The organism is Buttiauxella agrestis (assembly GCF_900446255.1).
Taxonomy (GTDB): domain Bacteria; phylum Pseudomonadota; class Gammaproteobacteria; order Enterobacterales; family Enterobacteriaceae; genus Buttiauxella; species Buttiauxella agrestis.
Window position 1 is genome coordinate 12753 of record NZ_UIGI01000001.1, and the last position, 16560, is coordinate 29312.

A 16560-nucleotide genomic window follows, 5' to 3' on the forward strand; every position below is an offset into this window, starting at 1 on the left:
AATAAACAGGGTATGGTTAAGCCATACCCAAATTCTGGAGACAGAACACGATGGATATTTCTGTAACCGCTACAAAACCTACGCGTCGCCGTTATGTGACGCTTATTATGATCTTCATTACCGTTGTTATTTGTTATGTCGATCGCGCGAACTTAGCTGTGGCGTCGGCGCATATTCAGGAAGAATTTGGCATCACTAAAACTGAAATGGGCTATATCTTCTCGGCATTTGCCTGGCTATATACATTATGCCAGATCCCAGGCGGTTGGTTCCTCGACCGGATGGGTTCGCGCATGACCTATTTTATTGCTATTTTCGGTTGGTCTGTCGCAACATTATTCCAGGGTTTTGCTACAGGATTAATGTCGTTAATTGGCCTGCGTGCGATTACCGGTATTTTTGAAGCCCCTGCATTCCCTACGAACAACCGCATGGTAACAAGTTGGTTCCCGGAGCAAGAACGTGCATCGGCAGTCGGTTTTTATACTTCCGGGCAATTTGTTGGCCTGGCATTTTTGACGCCGCTGCTCATCTGGATTCAGGAAATGCTGAGCTGGCACTGGGTGTTCATCATCACCGGCGGCATTGGTATTGTTTGGTCGCTGATTTGGTTCAAGGTTTATCAGCCACCCCGCGCCAGCAAAGGGATTAACCAGGCCGAGCTTGAGCACATCCGTAACGGTGGTGGTCTGGTAGATGGCGACGCTCCGGTTGAGAAAAAAGCCCGCACGCCGCTGACACGTGCCGACTGGAAACTGGTGTTCAATCGCAAGCTCGTGGGTGTTTATCTTGGGCAGTTTGCTGTGGCTTCCACGTTATGGTTCTTCCTGACCTGGTTCCCGAACTACCTGACTCAGGAAAAAGGAATTACGGCACTGAAAGCCGGATTCATGACCACGGTTCCGTTCCTGGCGGCATTTGTCGGTGTGTTGCTCTCTGGTTGGGTGGCGGATCGCCTGGTGCGTAAAGGCTACTCATTGGGTGTGGCGCGTAAAACGCCAATCATCTGCGGCCTGCTGCTTTCCACCTGCATTATGGGCGCGAACTACACCAATGATCCGGTCTGGATTATGACGTTGATGGCTATCGCCTTCTTCGGCAATGGTTTCGCATCAATTACCTGGTCGCTGGTTTCTTCACTGGCCCCGATGCGCTTGATTGGCCTGACTGGCGGGGTCTTTAACTTCGCGGGTGGTCTGGGCGGGATTACGGTTCCGTTGGTGATTGGTTATCTGGCTCAGAGTTATGGCTTTGCTCCGGCTCTGGTCTACATCGCCGTCATCGCCTTGCTTGGCGCACTCTCCTACATTCTGCTGGTGGGTAAAGTAGAAAGGGTGGGATAAAAATCAGCAATGATTTACCCTGAGGCGTCCACCGCTTCAGGGTAAAACCATGACCAAACAACTCACTTTTGCACCTCGTCATCATCAACTCACCAACACCCATACCTGGACTCCAGATAGCCAATATCTGGTGTTTGATGTGCGCCCGTCTGGCGCGTCGTTTACCAGCGAAACCATTGAGCGCGTTAATATCAATACCGGCGAAGTGCAGGTTGTGTACCGGGCATCACTGGGTGCGCATGTTGGCGTAGTGACGGTAAATCCGCAGCAACCTGAGCGTTATGTTTTTATCCACGGCCCCGAAAATCCTGACGAAACCTGGCAGTACGATTTCCATCACCGCCGTGGCGTGGTGGTCGAAAACGGGATGGCAACCAATCTCGATGCAATGGATATCACCCCACCCTTTACCAAAGGCGCACTGCGCGGCGGTAGTCATGTTCATGTCTGGAGCCATGATGGTTCACGCCTGAGCTTCACCTATAACGACCACGTCATGCATAAATACGACGCGGCGCAAGATATGCGTAACGTCGGTGTTGCGCTGCCTTACGGGCCTGTGACACCCGCGAAGCAACATCCTCGTGAATATGACGGCAGCCATTATTGCGTGTTGGTTAGCCGCACGACATCAACGCCGCAGGCAAGCAGTGATGACATAAACCGTGCTTATGAGGAAGGTTGGGTCGGCAATAACGGCTACCGCAAAGCCGATGGAGAGCAACAGCGCTGGGCGCTGGCGTTTATCGGCGATACGCTTTCAGCAAGCGGCGACAAAGTACCAGAACTGTTTATCGTTGATTTGCCTGAGAACAAAGAGGCGTATTTTATTGCGGGTGATGAGCCGATTGAAGGCTCGCAAACTACGCTGCCTTCGCCACCTGCGGGTGTGCAGCAACGTCGCCTCACGTTTACTCACCAGCACCGCTATCCAGGTTTAACCACGCAGCCACGGCATTGGGTGAGATGCTCCCCGGACGGCAGTTTGCTGGCATTTTTGATGCGTGACGATTCAGGTGTGGTGCAGATGTGTCTGGTTTCACCCAACGGCGGGGAGCCACGCCAGCTTACGCAGGGTAAAGATGACATTCAGTCGGCGTTTAATTGGCACCCGTCAGGGCGTGTAGTGGGCTTTGTGCAGAACAATCGGATTGTATTGTGCGATGTGAATAATGGTGCCATCACACCGCTCACGCCGCCAAATGGCAATGCGCCATCAGCGGATGCGGTGGTGTTTTCACCCGATGGGAAACAGGTTGCGTGGATGCAAGATGTTGACGGCTTCCGCCAGCTATTTATAACCCAAACAGGGCTTTAATTACTGAACGGGCGGGATCACAGAATTTGTCGCCAGGTTCTTGCTCTCGCTCGCTTCAACCCTGGATTTCAGTGATTTATCTTCGCGGAACAGATCCCACGGTAACAACACGGTATCCGCCACTGCGGTAAACGGCATATCAAGCGCGACAAATGGTTTGTATCCCCAGCTCGTTTCACTGTCAGTCAGCATTTCGTAGCTTGCGCGAGTGCCGGGATAGGTTCCCTCTTGCCCACCTGTGTGAGTCATAACACTTGAACATCCACTGACTGTCAGAAGCCCGCTGCCCAGAATTATTGTTGGAAGATAGCTATTCATCATCACTGTTAATTTTTCGTTAATAAGGGCCATTTCCGGCCTGGCTGCATTGGGTTATATCACCCATGCAGAGAATAAAAACTGTGCGGTTGCCACTCTGTGGCGGCTATCGCAGATTAATCTTGTTTACTCCATTAGGAGTCTATGTACTGACAGCCAATGTCGCAAAAAATTTCCTTTCGTACCCTTGAAAAGTGTAGATAAGGACCGATTTTAGGAATGTAGCCAATGACAGTACGCCGTAAGGGTACTGGGTTCCTGAAGCCTGTCCATGATGGAAGGCAATGTTTGATTCTCGCTGATTATCAGGAGTTTTAATTTATGCGTAATTTCGACTTATCCCCGCTCTACCGTTCTGCAATCGGGTTCGACCGTCTGTTCAACCTGCTGGAAAACAACCAGGGTCAGAGCAACGGCGGCTATCCTCCATACAATGTTGAATTGGTTGATGAAAACAACTATCGCATTGCCATTGCTGTTGCCGGTTTCGCTGAAAGCGAACTGGAAATCACAGCCCAGGATAACCTGCTGGTGGTAAAAGGCGCGCATGCAGACCCACAGCCAGAACGTACTTATCTGTATCAGGGGATTGCTGAACGCAACTTCGAACGCAAATTCCAGTTAGCTGAAAACATCCACATTCGTGGCGCTAACCTGGTTAACGGCCTGCTGTACATCGACCTGGAACGCGTAATTCCGGAAGCGATGAAACCGCGCCGTATCGAAATCAATTAATTCTGCGGGTCGCATTAAGCGGCCCACACCAAAAATTTAACCAGACTTAGGCTTGCCGACAGGGAGCCGAAGGCTCTTACCCGAGCAACTTCATGATGCAGGTAGGCGGCAATCGAATGAATCCCGATGAGCTTACTAAAGTAAGTGATTCGGGTGAACGAGAGCAGCCAACAACCCTGAATCTTGAAGGGCGATGGGTAAAACTCGCTTCATAGAAGGAGAATAACTATGCGTAACTACGATTTATCACCTCTGCTGCGTCAATGGATCGGTTTTGACAAATTGGCTAACGCCTTACAAACCAGCAGCGAAGGCCAGACATTCCCGCCTTACAACATTGAAAAAGGCGATGACAACCACTACCGCATCACCCTTGCGCTGGCCGGGTTCCGTCAGGAAGATCTCGAAATTGAGCTGGAAGGCACGCGTCTGCATGTGAAAGGGACGCCGGTAAAATCTGAAAAAGAGACCACCTGGCTGCATCAGGGGTTAGTGACTCAGCCATTTAACCTGAGCTTCACCCTCGCGGAATATATGAAAGTTTCCGGCGCGACCTTTACCAACGGTCTGCTGCACATCGACCTGGTACGCGAAATTCCGGAAGAAGTCGCACCGAAACGCATCGCAATCAGCGAACGTCCGGCGCTTAATAGTTAATAGTAGTAACCCCCTTTTGAGGCCCCCTTTTATGGGGCCTTTTTTGTGCTCTGCACCCCATTAACTCCCCTGCCTCTCTGCCAGAATCCTTGTTAACAATAATGTTATTCACAGGGAATTCTTAAATGAGTGGAATAGCGTTAACCGTCAGTATGTTGGCATTGGTCGCAGTCGTGGGCTTGTGGATTGGTAACATCAAAATTCGCGGCGTCGGGTTTGGCATCGGAGGCGTGTTGTTCGGCGGGATTATCGTCGGCCATTTTATCAATCAGGCGGGAGTCAACCTGAATGGCGATATGCTTCATTTCATTCAAGAATTTGGCCTGATTCTTTTCGTTTACACCATCGGCATTCAAGTGGGGCCAGGTTTCTTCTCGTCATTACGGGTTTCCGGCCTGCGGCTTAATCTCTTTGCCTTGCTGATTGTGGTGATTGGCGCGCTGGTCACGGCACTCATCTATAAAATTTTCGATGTTCCGTTACCGGTGGTGCTGGGGATTTTCTCGGGTGCGGTAACGAATACTCCGGCACTCGGTGCGGGTCAGCAAATTCTGACCGATCTCGGCACGCCTGCGGAGTTGGTGGATAAAATGGGGATGAGCTACGCGATGGCCTATCCCTTCGGCATTTGCGGCATTTTGCTCACCATGTGGCTCATTCGTATGGCTTTTCGCATCAATGTCGATCAAGAAGCGCAGCGTTTTGATAGCAGCTCAGGGCAATATCACGCACAACTCCAGACGATGAATATCTGCGTCGCCAACCCGAATCTCAACGGATTACCGATTCAGGATGTTCCGGTACTTAATAGCGACACCATTATCTGCTCGCGCCTGAAACGCGATGAATTGCTGATGGTTCCGGCGCCTGGCACCATCATTCAAACCGGAGATTTATTGCACCTGGTCGGCCAGGAAAAAGATCTGCACTCCGCATTGCTGGTGATTGGCCAGCAGGTTGATACCTCACTTTCTACACGTGGCACTGATTTGCGCGTGGAGCGCGTGGTGGTGACGAACGAGAAGGTGCTCGGCAAGAAAATCCGCGATCTGCATTTAAAGCAAAAGTATGACGTGGTGATTTCACGCCTGAATCGTGCGGGCGTCGAGCTGGTTGCCAGCAGTAATGCCAGCCTGCAATTTGGCGATATCCTCAATCTGGTGGGCCGCCCGGAATCCATAGAGGCGGTGGCGGCAGAGGTGGGGAACGCGCAGCAAAAACTCCAGCAGGTGCAAATGCTGCCGGTGTTTATCGGTATTGGGCTTGGCGTGCTGCTCGGATCTATCCCGTTGTTTATTCAGGGATTCCCGGTTGCGCTGCGTCTCGGGTTAGCGGGCGGGCCGCTGATTATGGCAATTATCCTGGGGAGAATCGGAAGCATCGGCAAGCTGTATTGGTTTATGCCACCGAGTGCGAATCTGGCGCTGCGGGAATTGGGGATTGTGCTATTTCTGGCGGTCGTCGGTTTAAAATCTGGCGGTGATTTTATCGGCACTTTGCTACATGGTGACGGTGTGAGCTGGATTGGCTACGGCATTCTGATTACCGGCATTCCGCTACTGGTCACGGCGTTGGTTGCCCGGCTCCTCGCCAAAATGAATTACCTGACGCTGTGCGGCATGCTGGCTGGTTCGATGACCGATCCGCCCGCACTGGCCTTCGCAAACGGTTTGCACGCGACCAGTGGTGCCGCAGCACTTTCTTACGCCACGGTTTATCCGTTGGTGATGTTCCTGCGCATCATCACGCCGCAGCTTCTGGCCGTGCTGTTCTGGATGTAATGGTGATGAATGCCAGCGCTTACAGGTGTACCCGTCGTAAGTGGTAATCCACCTGATATTCGCTGGCATTCCGGAACATCACGGAATAATTCACATAGTCACCGCTGTCGCTATATGACAGCGATGTGATGCGCAGAATAGGAGTTAGCTCATCGATATTGAGCAATTTTGCCATCTTCTTGTCTGCTAATACCGGCGTCAGGCTTTCATAGTTACCGCACACGATAATGTGGCACTCATCCTCAATATAACTGAATTTTGAACCTTCCAGATGGGCGATGGACAAATTGCGGAATAATTTCAACGGCATATAGCTGTCTTCTACCATCAGCGGTTTGCCATCTACCGAGCGCACCCGGCGCGAGAAATAGATCCGTTCATCAATATTAATGCGCAACTGACTGGCGATGGCGGGCGGTGCGGGCATTATCAGAAACTCCAGCACATTGCTTACCACCTCTTTGCCCTGGTTGCGCATCACCTCGATAAAACCCGTCAGGTTGCTGGTTTCGTGGTGGACGTCTTTTTTAGCCACATAGGTGCCGCTGCCGTGGCGGCGCACAACTAACCCCCAGCTCACCAGCAAATCGATAGCTTTGCGTAAAGTCATTCGTGATACGCCGAACTCACTCGCCAGACGCTTTTCAGAAGGCAGCGGGCTGCCAATATTGTAATCCGCTGAATTAAGCCGGATTCGTAACCTGTCAGCGATAGATTTGTAGATCACCTGTAGACCTCTTAATGGCTTCGCGCTGGGCTTAATAAACCCTCGTTCCATTAAACAATTATCTGATTTTAATGATTTTAATTTCACATTCACCTAATGAATTAGAAAGTAAAAATCACAGTGTCTAGTTATTAATCAAAAAGTAGACAACTTACCCCAAATAAAAACTATGAAAGCGATCACGAATCGGTGCGACGGGCAACGATAAGTCACCTGCGTCTCCCTACTCTCAGTCTCAGGCCAGCGTTAAAACCAGCGTTAAAAAATAAGGCCATTTACCCTACAGGTTGTTACGTGAGGATTTAAAAATGCTCAGTCAAATACAACGTTTTGGTGGCGCAATGTTTACCCCAGTTTTGCTGTTTCCGTTCGCCGGGATTGTCGTTGGTATCGCCATCATGCTGCGCAATCCGATGTTCGTCGGCGAAGCGCTCACCGCCCCCGATAACTTATTTGCGCAGATAGTCCACATTATTGAAGAAGGTGGCTGGACGGTATTTCGTAATATGCCGCTGATTTTTGCCGTCGGCTTACCGATTGGCCTCGCTAAGCAAGCGCAGGGCCGTGCTTGCTTAGCGGTGCTGGTGAGCTTTATGACCTGGAATTACTTCATTAACGCTATGGGGATGACCTGGGGCCATTACTTCGGCGTCGATTTCAACGCCGATCCGGTGGCGGGATCGGGGCTAACCATGATTGCCGGGATCAAAACGCTTGATACCAGCATCATCGGTGCGATTGTTATCTCAGGGTTTGTCACGGCGATTCACAACCGCTATTTCGAAAAACAACTCCCTGTTTTTCTCGGCATCTTCCAGGGCAGTTCATTTGTCGTGATTGTCGCTTTCTTCGCCATGATCCCTTGCGCCTGGTTTACCCTGTTTGGTTGGCCAAAAGTGCAAATGGGCATTGAATCCCTACAGGAATTTTTGCGCAGCGCCGGTTCGCTTGGCGTCTGGGTGTATACGTTCCTGGAACGCATTCTGATTCCAACCGGCCTGCATCACTTTATCTACGGTCCGTTTATCTTTGGCCCGGCGGTCGTGGAAGGGGGCATTCAGGTTTACTGGGCGCAGCATTTACAGGAGTTCAGCCAAAGCACGCTGCCGCTGAAAACCCTGTTCCCGGAAGGCGGATTTGCGCTGCACGGTAACTCGAAGATATTTGGTTGCCTCGGGATTGCGCTTGCTCTGTACGCCACTTCGGCTCCTGAAAACCGCGTGAAAGTCGCAGGCTTGCTGATACCCGCAACACTCACCGCGATGCTGGTGGGCATTACCGAACCGCTTGAATTTACCTTCCTGTTTATCTCGCCGGTTTTATTTGCCGTCCATGCATTCCTCGCCGCAACGATGGCGACCGTGATGTACATGTGTGGCGTGGTGGGCAACATGGGCGGCGGGCTTCTCGACCAGTTCCTGCCGCAAAACTGGATACCGATGTTCCACAACCACGCGTCGATGATGTTTATCCAGATTGGTATCGGTCTGGCCTTCACCGGCATCTACTTTGTGGTGTTCCGCACTCTAATCTTGCGCTTCAACCTGAAAACGCCAGGCCGTGAAGAGAGTGAGATCAAGCTGTACAGCAAAGCGGATTACCAGGCGTCCCGCAGTCAGACAACGGCTGCGGCAACCAAAGAAACCAAACAAGGCCAGGCTGCTGGCATCCTCGAAGCGCTGGGCGGTACTGGCAACATTCTTAGCGTCAATAACTGTGCGACTCGCTTACGCATCACCCTTGCGGATATGGCGCAGACGCAAAGCGACGACATTTTCAAAGCGCTGGGCGCCCACGGTGTGGTGCGACGCGGCAACGGTATTCAGGTGATTGTGGGCCTGCATGTCCCGCAGGTCCGAGACCAACTTGAAACCCTGATGAAAGACACTTCTTTGACCGAACTTAAATCCATGACGGAGGCAGTATCATGAAAAAATTCTCTGTAGTTGTAGCCGGTGGCGGCAGCACATTCACTCCTGGTATCGTATTGATGTTACTGGCAAACCAGCACCGCTTCCCGCTGCGCGCCCTGAAGTTCTATGACAACGATGGTGCACGCCAGGAAACGATTGCAGAAGCGTGCAAAGTTATCCTCAAAGAGCAGGCTCCTGAAATCGAGTTCAGCTATACCACCGACCCGAAAGAAGCCTTTACCGATGTGGATTTCGTGATGGCGCACATCCGTGTTGGCAAATACCCAATGCGTGAAAAAGACGAGAAAATCCCACTGCGCCACGGTGTACTGGGTCAGGAAACCTGTGGGCCAGGCGGGATTGCCTACGGCATGCGCTCCATCGGTGGAGTATTAGAGCTGGTTGATTTCATGGAAAAATATTCGCCAAACGCCTGGATGCTTAACTATTCCAACCCGGCAGCGATCGTGGCTGAAGCCACGCGTAAACTGCGTCCGAACGCGAAGATTCTCAACATTTGCGATATGCCAATCGGCATTGAAAGCCGTATGGCGCAAATCGCTGGCCTGAAAGATCGCAAAGAGATGCGCGTACGCTATTATGGTCTTAACCACTTTGGCTGGTGGACATCAATCGAGGATAAGAATGGCAATGATTTAATGCCTAAGATCCGCGAACACGTCGCTAAATTTGGTTATGTTCCGCCATCAGATGAACATGGCACCGAAGCCAGCTGGAACGACACATTCTCTAAAGCAAAAGACGTATGGGCTTTGGACCCGGGCACCTTCCCGAATACTTACCTGAAATACTACCTGTTCCCGGATTATGTCGTTGAGCACTCCAACCCGGAACACACTCGCGCCAACGAAGTGATGGATCACCGCGAAAAACATGTGTTTGGCTCCTGTAATGCCATCATTCAGGCCGGGAAATCATCGGCTGGGGAACTTGAGATTGACGAACATGCGTCGTACATCGTCGATCTGGCTGCGGCTATCGCCTTTAACACTCAGGAACGCATGCTTTTGATTGTGCCGAACAACGGCGCGATTAATAACTTTGACCCGGAAGCGATGGTCGAAATTCCATGTCTGGTCGGTCAAAGCGGGCCGGAACCGCTGGTTGTCGGCAACATTCCGCAATTCCAGAAAGGGTTGATGAGCCAGCAGGTGGCGGTAGAAAAACTGGTGGTCGAAGCCTGGGAAGAAGGCTCTTACGTGAAGTTATGGCAGGCGATTACGCTGTCTAAAACCGTACCGAGCGCCTCGGTTGCCAAAGCCATTCTTGATGATTTGATTGAGGCTAACAAAGAGTACTGGCCTGAACTGAAGTAACGGTGGACTGGAGTAAGGGGTCCCCCTTACTCCAGATTTTTTCGTAGGTCGGATTAGCGTTAGCGACATCCGACAACTTTGCCGTAAACGGATTACTTCGCTTTCGCCAGATACTGCGCCATCTCTGCTTCTGGCACCATGCCGCCGCCCGTCGCCCAAACGATATGCGTGGCGTTTTGCAATTGTTCAGCCGTGAAACCGTGTATCTGATGGTAAGCCGTATCCGCACTGATGTGCAGCGGGCCAGGCATTCCTGCTAATGCTGAAGGCTCAAGGCGAATACTTTCTTCTTGCGCAAGCCAGCCGAGCAGCCGGTACATGGTCTGATCTTCAAGAGTATAGAAACCGTCGAGCAAGCGTTGCATCGCACGCCCGACAAACCCGGATGCGCGCCCAACCGCCAGGCCATCTGCGGCAGTAACATTATCAATGCCTAAATCCTGCACGGAAATTGTGTCATGCAGGCCGGTGTAAACGCCCAGCAGCATGCATGGCGAGTGAGTCGGCTCGGCGAAAATGCAGCGAACGCTATCGCCGAACGCCATTTTCAGGCCAAACGCTACGCCGCCAGGGCCGCCGCCTACGCCGCACGGCAGATAAACAAACAGCGGATGCTGTTCATCCACAATGCGTCCGAGCTGCGCGAACTGGTCTTTCAGGCGCTGCCCGGCAACCGAATAGCCGAGGAATAATGTGCGCGAGTTTTCGTCGTCGATAAAGAAACAATTCGGGTCGGATTCAGCGGCTTTACGACCTTGTTCAACGGCGACACCGTAATCTTCTTCGTACTCCACAACCGTCACGCCGTGGCTGCGTAGTTTGGCTTTCTTCCAGGCGCGGGCGTCGGCAGACATATGCACGGTGACGTTAAAACCAATGCGCGCGCTCATGATGCCGATGGATAAACCCAGGTTGCCCGTTGAACCCACGGCAATGCTGTATTTGCTGAAAAATTCTTTAAATTCAGCCGTCAACAGCTTGCTGTAATCGTCTTCGGTGGTCAGCAACCCAGCTTCAATCGCCAGTTTTTCGGCGTGAGTCAGAACTTCATAAATCCCGCCACGCGCTTTGATCGAACCTGAAATCGGCAGATGACTGTCTTTTTTGAGCCACATCTGGCCGCCAATCACCTGCTTAAACTCTTTCTCCAGGCGTTTTTGCATCGCCGGAATCGCCACTAATTCTGATTCAATAATCCCGTTGGTGGCGGCTGTTTCTGGAAACGCCTGCGCCAGATAAGGTGCGAAACGCGTCAGACGGGCATGCGCATCCTGCACATCTTCTGCCGTCAGGCCGACGTACGGCAAGCCTTCGGCAAGTGTGGTGGTTTGCGGGTTAAACCAGCGTGTTTCTTGCAGCGCAACCAAATCGCGAACCAGTGGGAACTGTTGAATCAATGTGTTTATTTCAGCGTTTTTCATAAGACAATCTCTTTGCGCTTAAATGATAAAGGAAAGCAGGAACGTTGCACCCAGTGCCAACACAGAGGCGATAAAAGTCGCCGTTGTATAGTATTTGAATGTTTCGTTGAGTGTCGCGCCGCAATACTGTTTCACCAGCCAGAACAGTGAATCAGTGACGATGGTGCAACCAATCGCGCCGGCACCGATAGCAATGGTGATAATTTCCGGGCTGACGTTGGGATAGAGCGGCAGCATCGGGGCGACAATCGCGGTAGCTCCCATCATGGCGACCGTTGCCGAGCCGACAGCCGCATGCAGAATTAGGGCGACCAACCAGGCCAGCAAAATCGGGTGCATATGCAAATTCGACAGCAATACCGCCAGCGAATCTGCCAGGCCACTGGTTTTCAGAATCGCGTTAAACGCACCACCCGCACCGATAATCAGCAAAATATTGGCGATAGAAGCAAAGCCATTTTCGGTATGCGTCAGGAGTTTGTTCATCCCGATATGCTGGCGGAGCCCCAGCACGTAATAGGCGACAAACACGGCAATAAACATGGCGGTAATCGGGTTGCCGATAAACTCCAGCAGCGTATACAACGTACCGCTTTTCGCCATATTCAGCTCGGCGATGGTTTTCACCAGCATCAGGCCAATCGGCAGCAATATCGTAAACAGCGTTGCGCCTAATGAAGGGAGTGTTTCTTCGTTACGTACTTTCAGATCGGAAAATTCAGCGGGCACCGCTTTAAACGGCAGGCGATTGCCAATCACTTTCAGGAACAGCGGCCCGCCGACTAGCGATGCGGTTAAACCGACCAGCAAACCGTACAAAATCACCGTGCCGACATCCGCGCCCAATTTGTTGGTGACAAACATAGCTGCCGGATGTGGTGGAACCACGCAATGCACTGCCATTAACGCTGTGCACAATGGAATAGCCAGTTTCAGCAAAGAGGTGTTGGTCTTTTTGGCGATTGAAAACGCCAGTGGAATCAGCAACACCACGCCCACTTCTACAAATAACGTAATGCCGCAAATCAGACCGACCAAAACCATTATGACGTCAGCAGATAACCATCGGCAGCGCTGGAGCGCGAGGCCAATGCGTTCCGCACCGCCTGACACTTCCATCATTTTGCCCAGAATCGTACCCAGGCCAATCACTGCCGCGAGGAACCCGAGAGTGCTGCCGATGCCGCTTTCAATAGCATTCACCATATCCAGCGGGCTCATGCCCATCATGGTGCCGACAAAGAAACTTGCCAGCAGCAAAGCGAGGAAAGGGTGAAACTTCAGTTTGACGATGGTTAAAACAATTAAAATGATGCTACTCAGTAGCGTGCCCACAACCCAAATCTGAGATTCCATACCTCACCTCGTTCTGCGATTTATCTGCCGCTATTGGATAAAAATTGCGCCAGGCTGACAAACGATATAAATGGCATTTCACATGAGCTGAATTGAGGCAAAAGAGTGATTCAGGTCGAAAATAGGGGGGGTAATTTGATTTTGGTTCGATTTTTCACATCTTAAAACGAAGTTTTCGAGAGCATATTTTACAATGCCGCCATGATTTATCTCTCAGGAAAGCACTATGGATCCGTTACGTGAAGTCAGAAACCGCCTGCTTAACGGCTGGCAGCTATCAAAACTCTATACTTTTGAAGTGGCTGCCCGGCACCAGTCATTCGCACTGGCGGCAGAAGAACTTTCGTTAAGTTCCAGTGCGGTCAGTCACCGTATAAACCAGCTTGAGCAGGAGTTAGGGATTCAATTATTTGTGCGTTCACACCGCAAAGTTGAACTGACTCATGAAGGGAAACGTGTTTTCTGGGCATTGAAATCATCGCTCGATACGCTAAACCAGGAGATTCTGGATATAAAAAACCAGGAGCTTTCGGGCCTGCTGACGATTTATTCGCGCCCTTCCATTGCTCAGTGCTGGCTGGTTCCGCTGCTGGGGGATTTTACCCGGCGCTATCCTTCGATTTCCCTGACCATTCTGACCGGCAACGACAACGTGAATTTGCAGCGCGCTGGTGTTGACCTCGCACTCTATTTTGACGATGCACCCTCTTCGCAGTTATCCCACCATTTCCTGATGGATGAAGCCATTTTGCCCGTGTGCAGCCCGGAATATGCACAACGTTTTGAATTGCACAATAAGCCTGCGCACCTGCGAAATTGCACGTTGTTACATGACCGCCAGGCATGGAGTAACGACTCCGGCACTGACGAATGGCACAGTTGGGCGCAACATTTCTCCGTTGATTTACCGCCTTCTTCTGGCATTGGTTTTGACCGCTCAGACTTAGCGGTGATCGCCGCTGTGAACCAGGTGGGCGTGGCAATGGGACGGAAAAGACTGGTGCAAAAACGTATCGACAAGGGCGAGTTGGTGGCCCCATTTGGAGACATGACCCTGAAATGCCATCAGCATTACTACGCCACCACACTTCCTGGGCGGCAGTGGCCTAAAATTGAAGCGTTTATTCAGTGGATGCAGTCACAAGTTTGATTTTGTTGTTGCCGCGCCTCGTCAAATTATGTATTTTTATGCAAATTAAATGCATAAATAATTCATCAGGAGCGTCACATGTTAAGGATGTTTGCCAAGTCAGTTCTTTTAGCCGGGTGCATGGTTTCCACCGTTCTCACTTCCGCCTACGCCGCACAGCAGACTTATGTGGTCGGCTCTGGCGGCACTTACCGTCCATTTGAATTTGAAAATAGCCAGAAGCAACTGGAAGGCTTCGATATCGACATCATTAAAGCTATCGCTAAAGCGGAAGGCTTTGATATCAAACTGGTTAACACGCCGTGGGAAGGTATTTTCGCCACCCTGAATTCTGGCGATCGCGACATTATTATTTCCGGCATCACCATCACCGACAAGCGTAAAGCGATGGTCGATTTCTCCGCGCCTTACTTCCCGGCAGAGCAATCCATCGTGGTACCAAATGATTCCAAAGTGGATTCTGTTAATGCGCTCAAAGGTAAGAAAGTCGGCGTGGTGAACTCCAGTGCGGGTGACACCGTGGTTTCCGACACTCTGGGTAAAAACAGCACCGACATCAAACGTTTTGATAACACGCCATTGATGCTACAAGAGCTGGCTGAAGACGGTATCGACGCGGCTGTTGGTGACGTTGGCGTGGTGAAGTACTACATCAAATCTCACCCGGAAAAAGCGCTGAAAGCCGTTAAAGACGACAAATTTGAACGCCAGTATTTCGGTATCGCGGTCGCAAAAGATAACCAGGAGCTGTTGGGTAAAATTAACTCCGGCCTGAAGAAAATCGTTGCCGATGGGACTTACGCAAAAATCTATTCCACCTGGTTTGATAGCAACGTTCCAACCCTCCCCGCTGAATAATTTGTTATACCCGTTAGCATTCGAGTTGCAGCCAGGCGGCAAGAGAGTCAGTCCCCAGGAGCTTACTTGAGTAAGTGACTGGGGCTAGGGAGCGCAGCCAACACCCCTGCAGCTTGAAGGATAATGGGTATATGACTCGGGGCCGCTTCGGCCCCAACAAGGACAGGTATGACCGGATTTCGCTGGGAGATAATCTCAGAATACGCGCCGCTATTTATGCAAGGCGCGATCATGACCATCAAGTGCACCATCATCTGCGTTATTTTAGGCACCACCTGGGGCTTGTTGCTTGGGCTAGGCCGCATGGCGCACGCTGAAGATGGCCCGTGGAAACACGTGCTGCGTTACGCTGTGCAGTGGCCAGTGCGCGTTTATGTGAGCGCCTTCCGTGGCACGCCATTGTTTGTGCAAATCATGGTGGTTCATTTTGCGCTGGTGCCGCTGTTTATTAACCCGCGTGACGGCATGTTTGTGACCAGCGGACTGATGTCGGTGGATTTCGCCCGCATGCTGCGCTCTGAATACGGCGCGTTTCTTTCGTGCGTGGTGGCGATTACGCTGAATGCGGGAGCTTACGTTTCGGAAATTTTCCGCGCTGGTATTCAGTCAATCGACAAAGGCCAGATGGAAGCGTCACGTGCACTGGGAATGGGATGGGGAAAAACGATGCGCAAAGTGATTTTGCCGCAGGCGTTCCGCCGCATCCTGCCGCCGTTGGGCAATAATGCTATCGCCATCGTGAAAGATTCTTCACTGGCTTCAGCGATTGGTCTGGCCGATCTGGCTTATGCAGCGCGTACTGTTTCTGGCGCTTATGCGACGTATTGGGAACCGTACCTGACAATTTCATTAGTTTATTGGGTGCTGACGTTCCTGCTTTCGCTGATGGTGCAACACATGGAAAAGAGGTTTGGCAAAAGTGATTCACGTTAAAGACTTGCAGAAACAGTTTGGCAAAACCCATGTGCTGCGCGGTATTTCATGTGATATCGCGCCGCAAGAAGTGGTGTGCGTCATTGGTCCGTCCGGTTCCGGGAAAAGTACTTTCCTGCGTTGTCTGAACGCGCTGGAAAAACCAGACGGCGGTGAAGTCGTGGTCAACGGTTACGCGGTTCATGACCCGAAAACCAACCTGAATACGCTGCGTTCTGGCGTCGGCATGGTCTTCCAGCGTTTCAACCTGTTCCCGCATATGACGGTGCTGGAAAACCTGACGATGGCGCCGATCTCGCTTAAAGGTTTGTCGAAAGCCGAAGCCGTGTCACGTGCCGAAAAGCTGCTACAAAAGGTGGGATTGATCGACAAGATTGACGCCTGGCCGTCGAGCCTTTCCGGTGGACAGCAGCAGCGTGTGGCGATTGCGCGTGCACTGGCAATGGAGCCGTCGATCATTTTGTTTGATGAGCCAACTTCAGCGCTCGACCCTGAACTGGTGGGCGAAGTGCTGGCGGTCATGAAACAGCTGGCGCTGGAAGGGATGACGATGGTTATCGTCACCCACGAAATGGGCTTTGCCCGAGAAGTCGCTGACCGCGTGGTGTTTATCGATCAGGGCGTGATTCAGGAGCAGGGGCCGCCGTCGCAACTGTTCAGCAACCCGACCAACCCGCGTACCAAAGAGTTCTTGAGTAAGGTGCTTTAATTTC

At 51.6% G+C, this 16560-nt stretch carries 15 protein-coding genes; 11 read left to right on the forward strand and 4 right to left on the reverse strand.

Going from position 1 to position 16560, the window contains the following annotated elements:
- Nucleotides 1-50: 50 nt before the first annotated feature.
- Together DY231_RS00065 and DY231_RS00070 are read left to right on the forward strand one after the other, a co-directional pair.
- A complete protein-coding gene (locus DY231_RS00065; protein ID WP_115626828.1) occupies nucleotides 51-1343 on the forward strand; it encodes an MFS transporter in 1293 nt (430 codons plus the stop codon).
- 49 nt (nucleotides 1344-1392) lie between these two features.
- On the forward strand, nucleotides 1393-2661 hold the full coding sequence (locus DY231_RS00070; protein WP_115626829.1) for a YidR family protein: 1269 nt from the start codon (nucleotides 1393-1395) through the stop codon (nucleotides 2659-2661).
- On the opposite strand, the gene DY231_RS00075 is transcribed toward DY231_RS00070, so the two are convergent.
- Nucleotides 2662-2979: a YceK/YidQ family lipoprotein gene (locus DY231_RS00075; RefSeq protein WP_370511341.1), complete on the reverse strand. Its 318-nt coding sequence runs from the start codon at nucleotides 2977-2979 to the stop codon at nucleotides 2662-2664.
- Nucleotides 2980-3300: 321 nt separating this feature from the next.
- Here DY231_RS00075 and ibpA point away from each other — a divergent pair, with 321 nt between their 5' ends.
- From ibpA to DY231_RS00090, 3 genes are all read left to right on the forward strand, one after another.
- Nucleotides 3301-3714 carry a small heat shock chaperone IbpA gene (ibpA, locus tag DY231_RS00080; protein WP_034499759.1) on the forward strand — a complete coding sequence of 138 codons (414 nt, stop codon included), beginning with the start codon at nucleotides 3301-3303 and terminating at the stop codon, nucleotides 3712-3714.
- A 228-nt stretch (nucleotides 3715-3942) separates the two neighbouring features.
- Nucleotides 3943-4371, forward strand: coding sequence for a small heat shock chaperone IbpB (gene ibpB / locus DY231_RS00085; protein WP_034499757.1), 429 nt, complete (start codon nucleotides 3943-3945; stop codon nucleotides 4369-4371).
- A gap of 125 nt (nucleotides 4372-4496) precedes the next feature.
- Complete coding sequence (locus tag DY231_RS00090) at nucleotides 4497-6152, forward strand: putative transporter (protein ID WP_115626830.1); 1656 nt, start codon at nucleotides 4497-4499, stop codon at nucleotides 6150-6152.
- Nucleotides 6153-6171: 19 nt separating this feature from the next.
- Here the strand turns inward: DY231_RS00090 and DY231_RS00095 are convergent, their stop codons facing one another.
- Nucleotides 6172-6879 carry a GntR family transcriptional regulator gene (locus DY231_RS00095; RefSeq protein WP_115626831.1) on the reverse strand — a complete coding sequence of 236 codons (708 nt, stop codon included), beginning with the start codon at nucleotides 6877-6879 and terminating at the stop codon, nucleotides 6172-6174.
- Between the two features lie 308 nt (nucleotides 6880-7187).
- Between DY231_RS00095 and DY231_RS00100 the strand changes: the two genes are divergently transcribed.
- Both DY231_RS00100 and DY231_RS00105 read left to right on the forward strand, forming a co-directional pair.
- Nucleotides 7188-8810, forward strand: coding sequence for an alpha-glucoside-specific PTS transporter subunit IIBC (locus tag DY231_RS00100; protein WP_034499750.1), 1623 nt, complete (start codon nucleotides 7188-7190; stop codon nucleotides 8808-8810).
- Nucleotides 8807-10129 (forward strand): 6-phospho-alpha-glucosidase, encoded by a 1323-nt coding sequence (locus DY231_RS00105; RefSeq protein WP_115626832.1) that lies wholly within the window; start codon nucleotides 8807-8809, stop codon nucleotides 10127-10129. The genes DY231_RS00100 and DY231_RS00105 overlap by 4 nt, the downstream gene beginning before the upstream one ends.
- Before the next feature lie 92 nt (nucleotides 10130-10221).
- On the opposite strand, the gene dsdA is transcribed toward DY231_RS00105, so the two are convergent.
- A complete protein-coding gene (dsdA, locus tag DY231_RS00110) occupies nucleotides 10222-11550 on the reverse strand; it encodes a D-serine ammonia-lyase (protein WP_115626833.1) in 1329 nt (442 codons plus the stop codon).
- An 18-nt stretch (nucleotides 11551-11568) separates the two neighbouring features.
- The gene (dsdX, locus tag DY231_RS00115; protein WP_115626834.1) at nucleotides 11569-12906 is read right to left on the reverse strand and encodes a D-serine transporter DsdX; all 1338 of its coding nucleotides are present in this window, start codon (nucleotides 12904-12906) and stop codon (nucleotides 11569-11571) included.
- 226 nt (nucleotides 12907-13132) lie between these two features.
- On the opposite strand from dsdX, the gene dsdC reads away from it, so the two are divergent.
- The 4 genes from dsdC (at nucleotide 13133) to DY231_RS00135 (ending at nucleotide 16556) form a co-directional block, all read left to right on the forward strand.
- Nucleotides 13133-14056, forward strand: coding sequence for a DNA-binding transcriptional regulator DsdC (dsdC, locus tag DY231_RS00120; RefSeq protein ID WP_115626835.1), 924 nt, complete (start codon nucleotides 13133-13135; stop codon nucleotides 14054-14056).
- A gap of 120 nt (nucleotides 14057-14176) precedes the next feature.
- Entirely contained in the window at nucleotides 14177-14914 is a 738-nt protein-coding gene (locus DY231_RS00125; protein WP_370511342.1) for a basic amino acid ABC transporter substrate-binding protein, read from the forward strand.
- A 168-nt stretch (nucleotides 14915-15082) separates the two neighbouring features.
- Nucleotides 15083-15847, forward strand: coding sequence for an amino acid ABC transporter permease (locus DY231_RS00130; RefSeq protein WP_115626836.1), 765 nt, complete (start codon nucleotides 15083-15085; stop codon nucleotides 15845-15847).
- Complete coding sequence (locus tag DY231_RS00135) at nucleotides 15834-16556, forward strand: amino acid ABC transporter ATP-binding protein (protein ID WP_034499910.1); 723 nt, start codon at nucleotides 15834-15836, stop codon at nucleotides 16554-16556. Before DY231_RS00130 ends, DY231_RS00135 begins: the two co-directional genes overlap by 14 nt.
- Nucleotides 16557-16560: the final 4 nt, after the last annotated feature.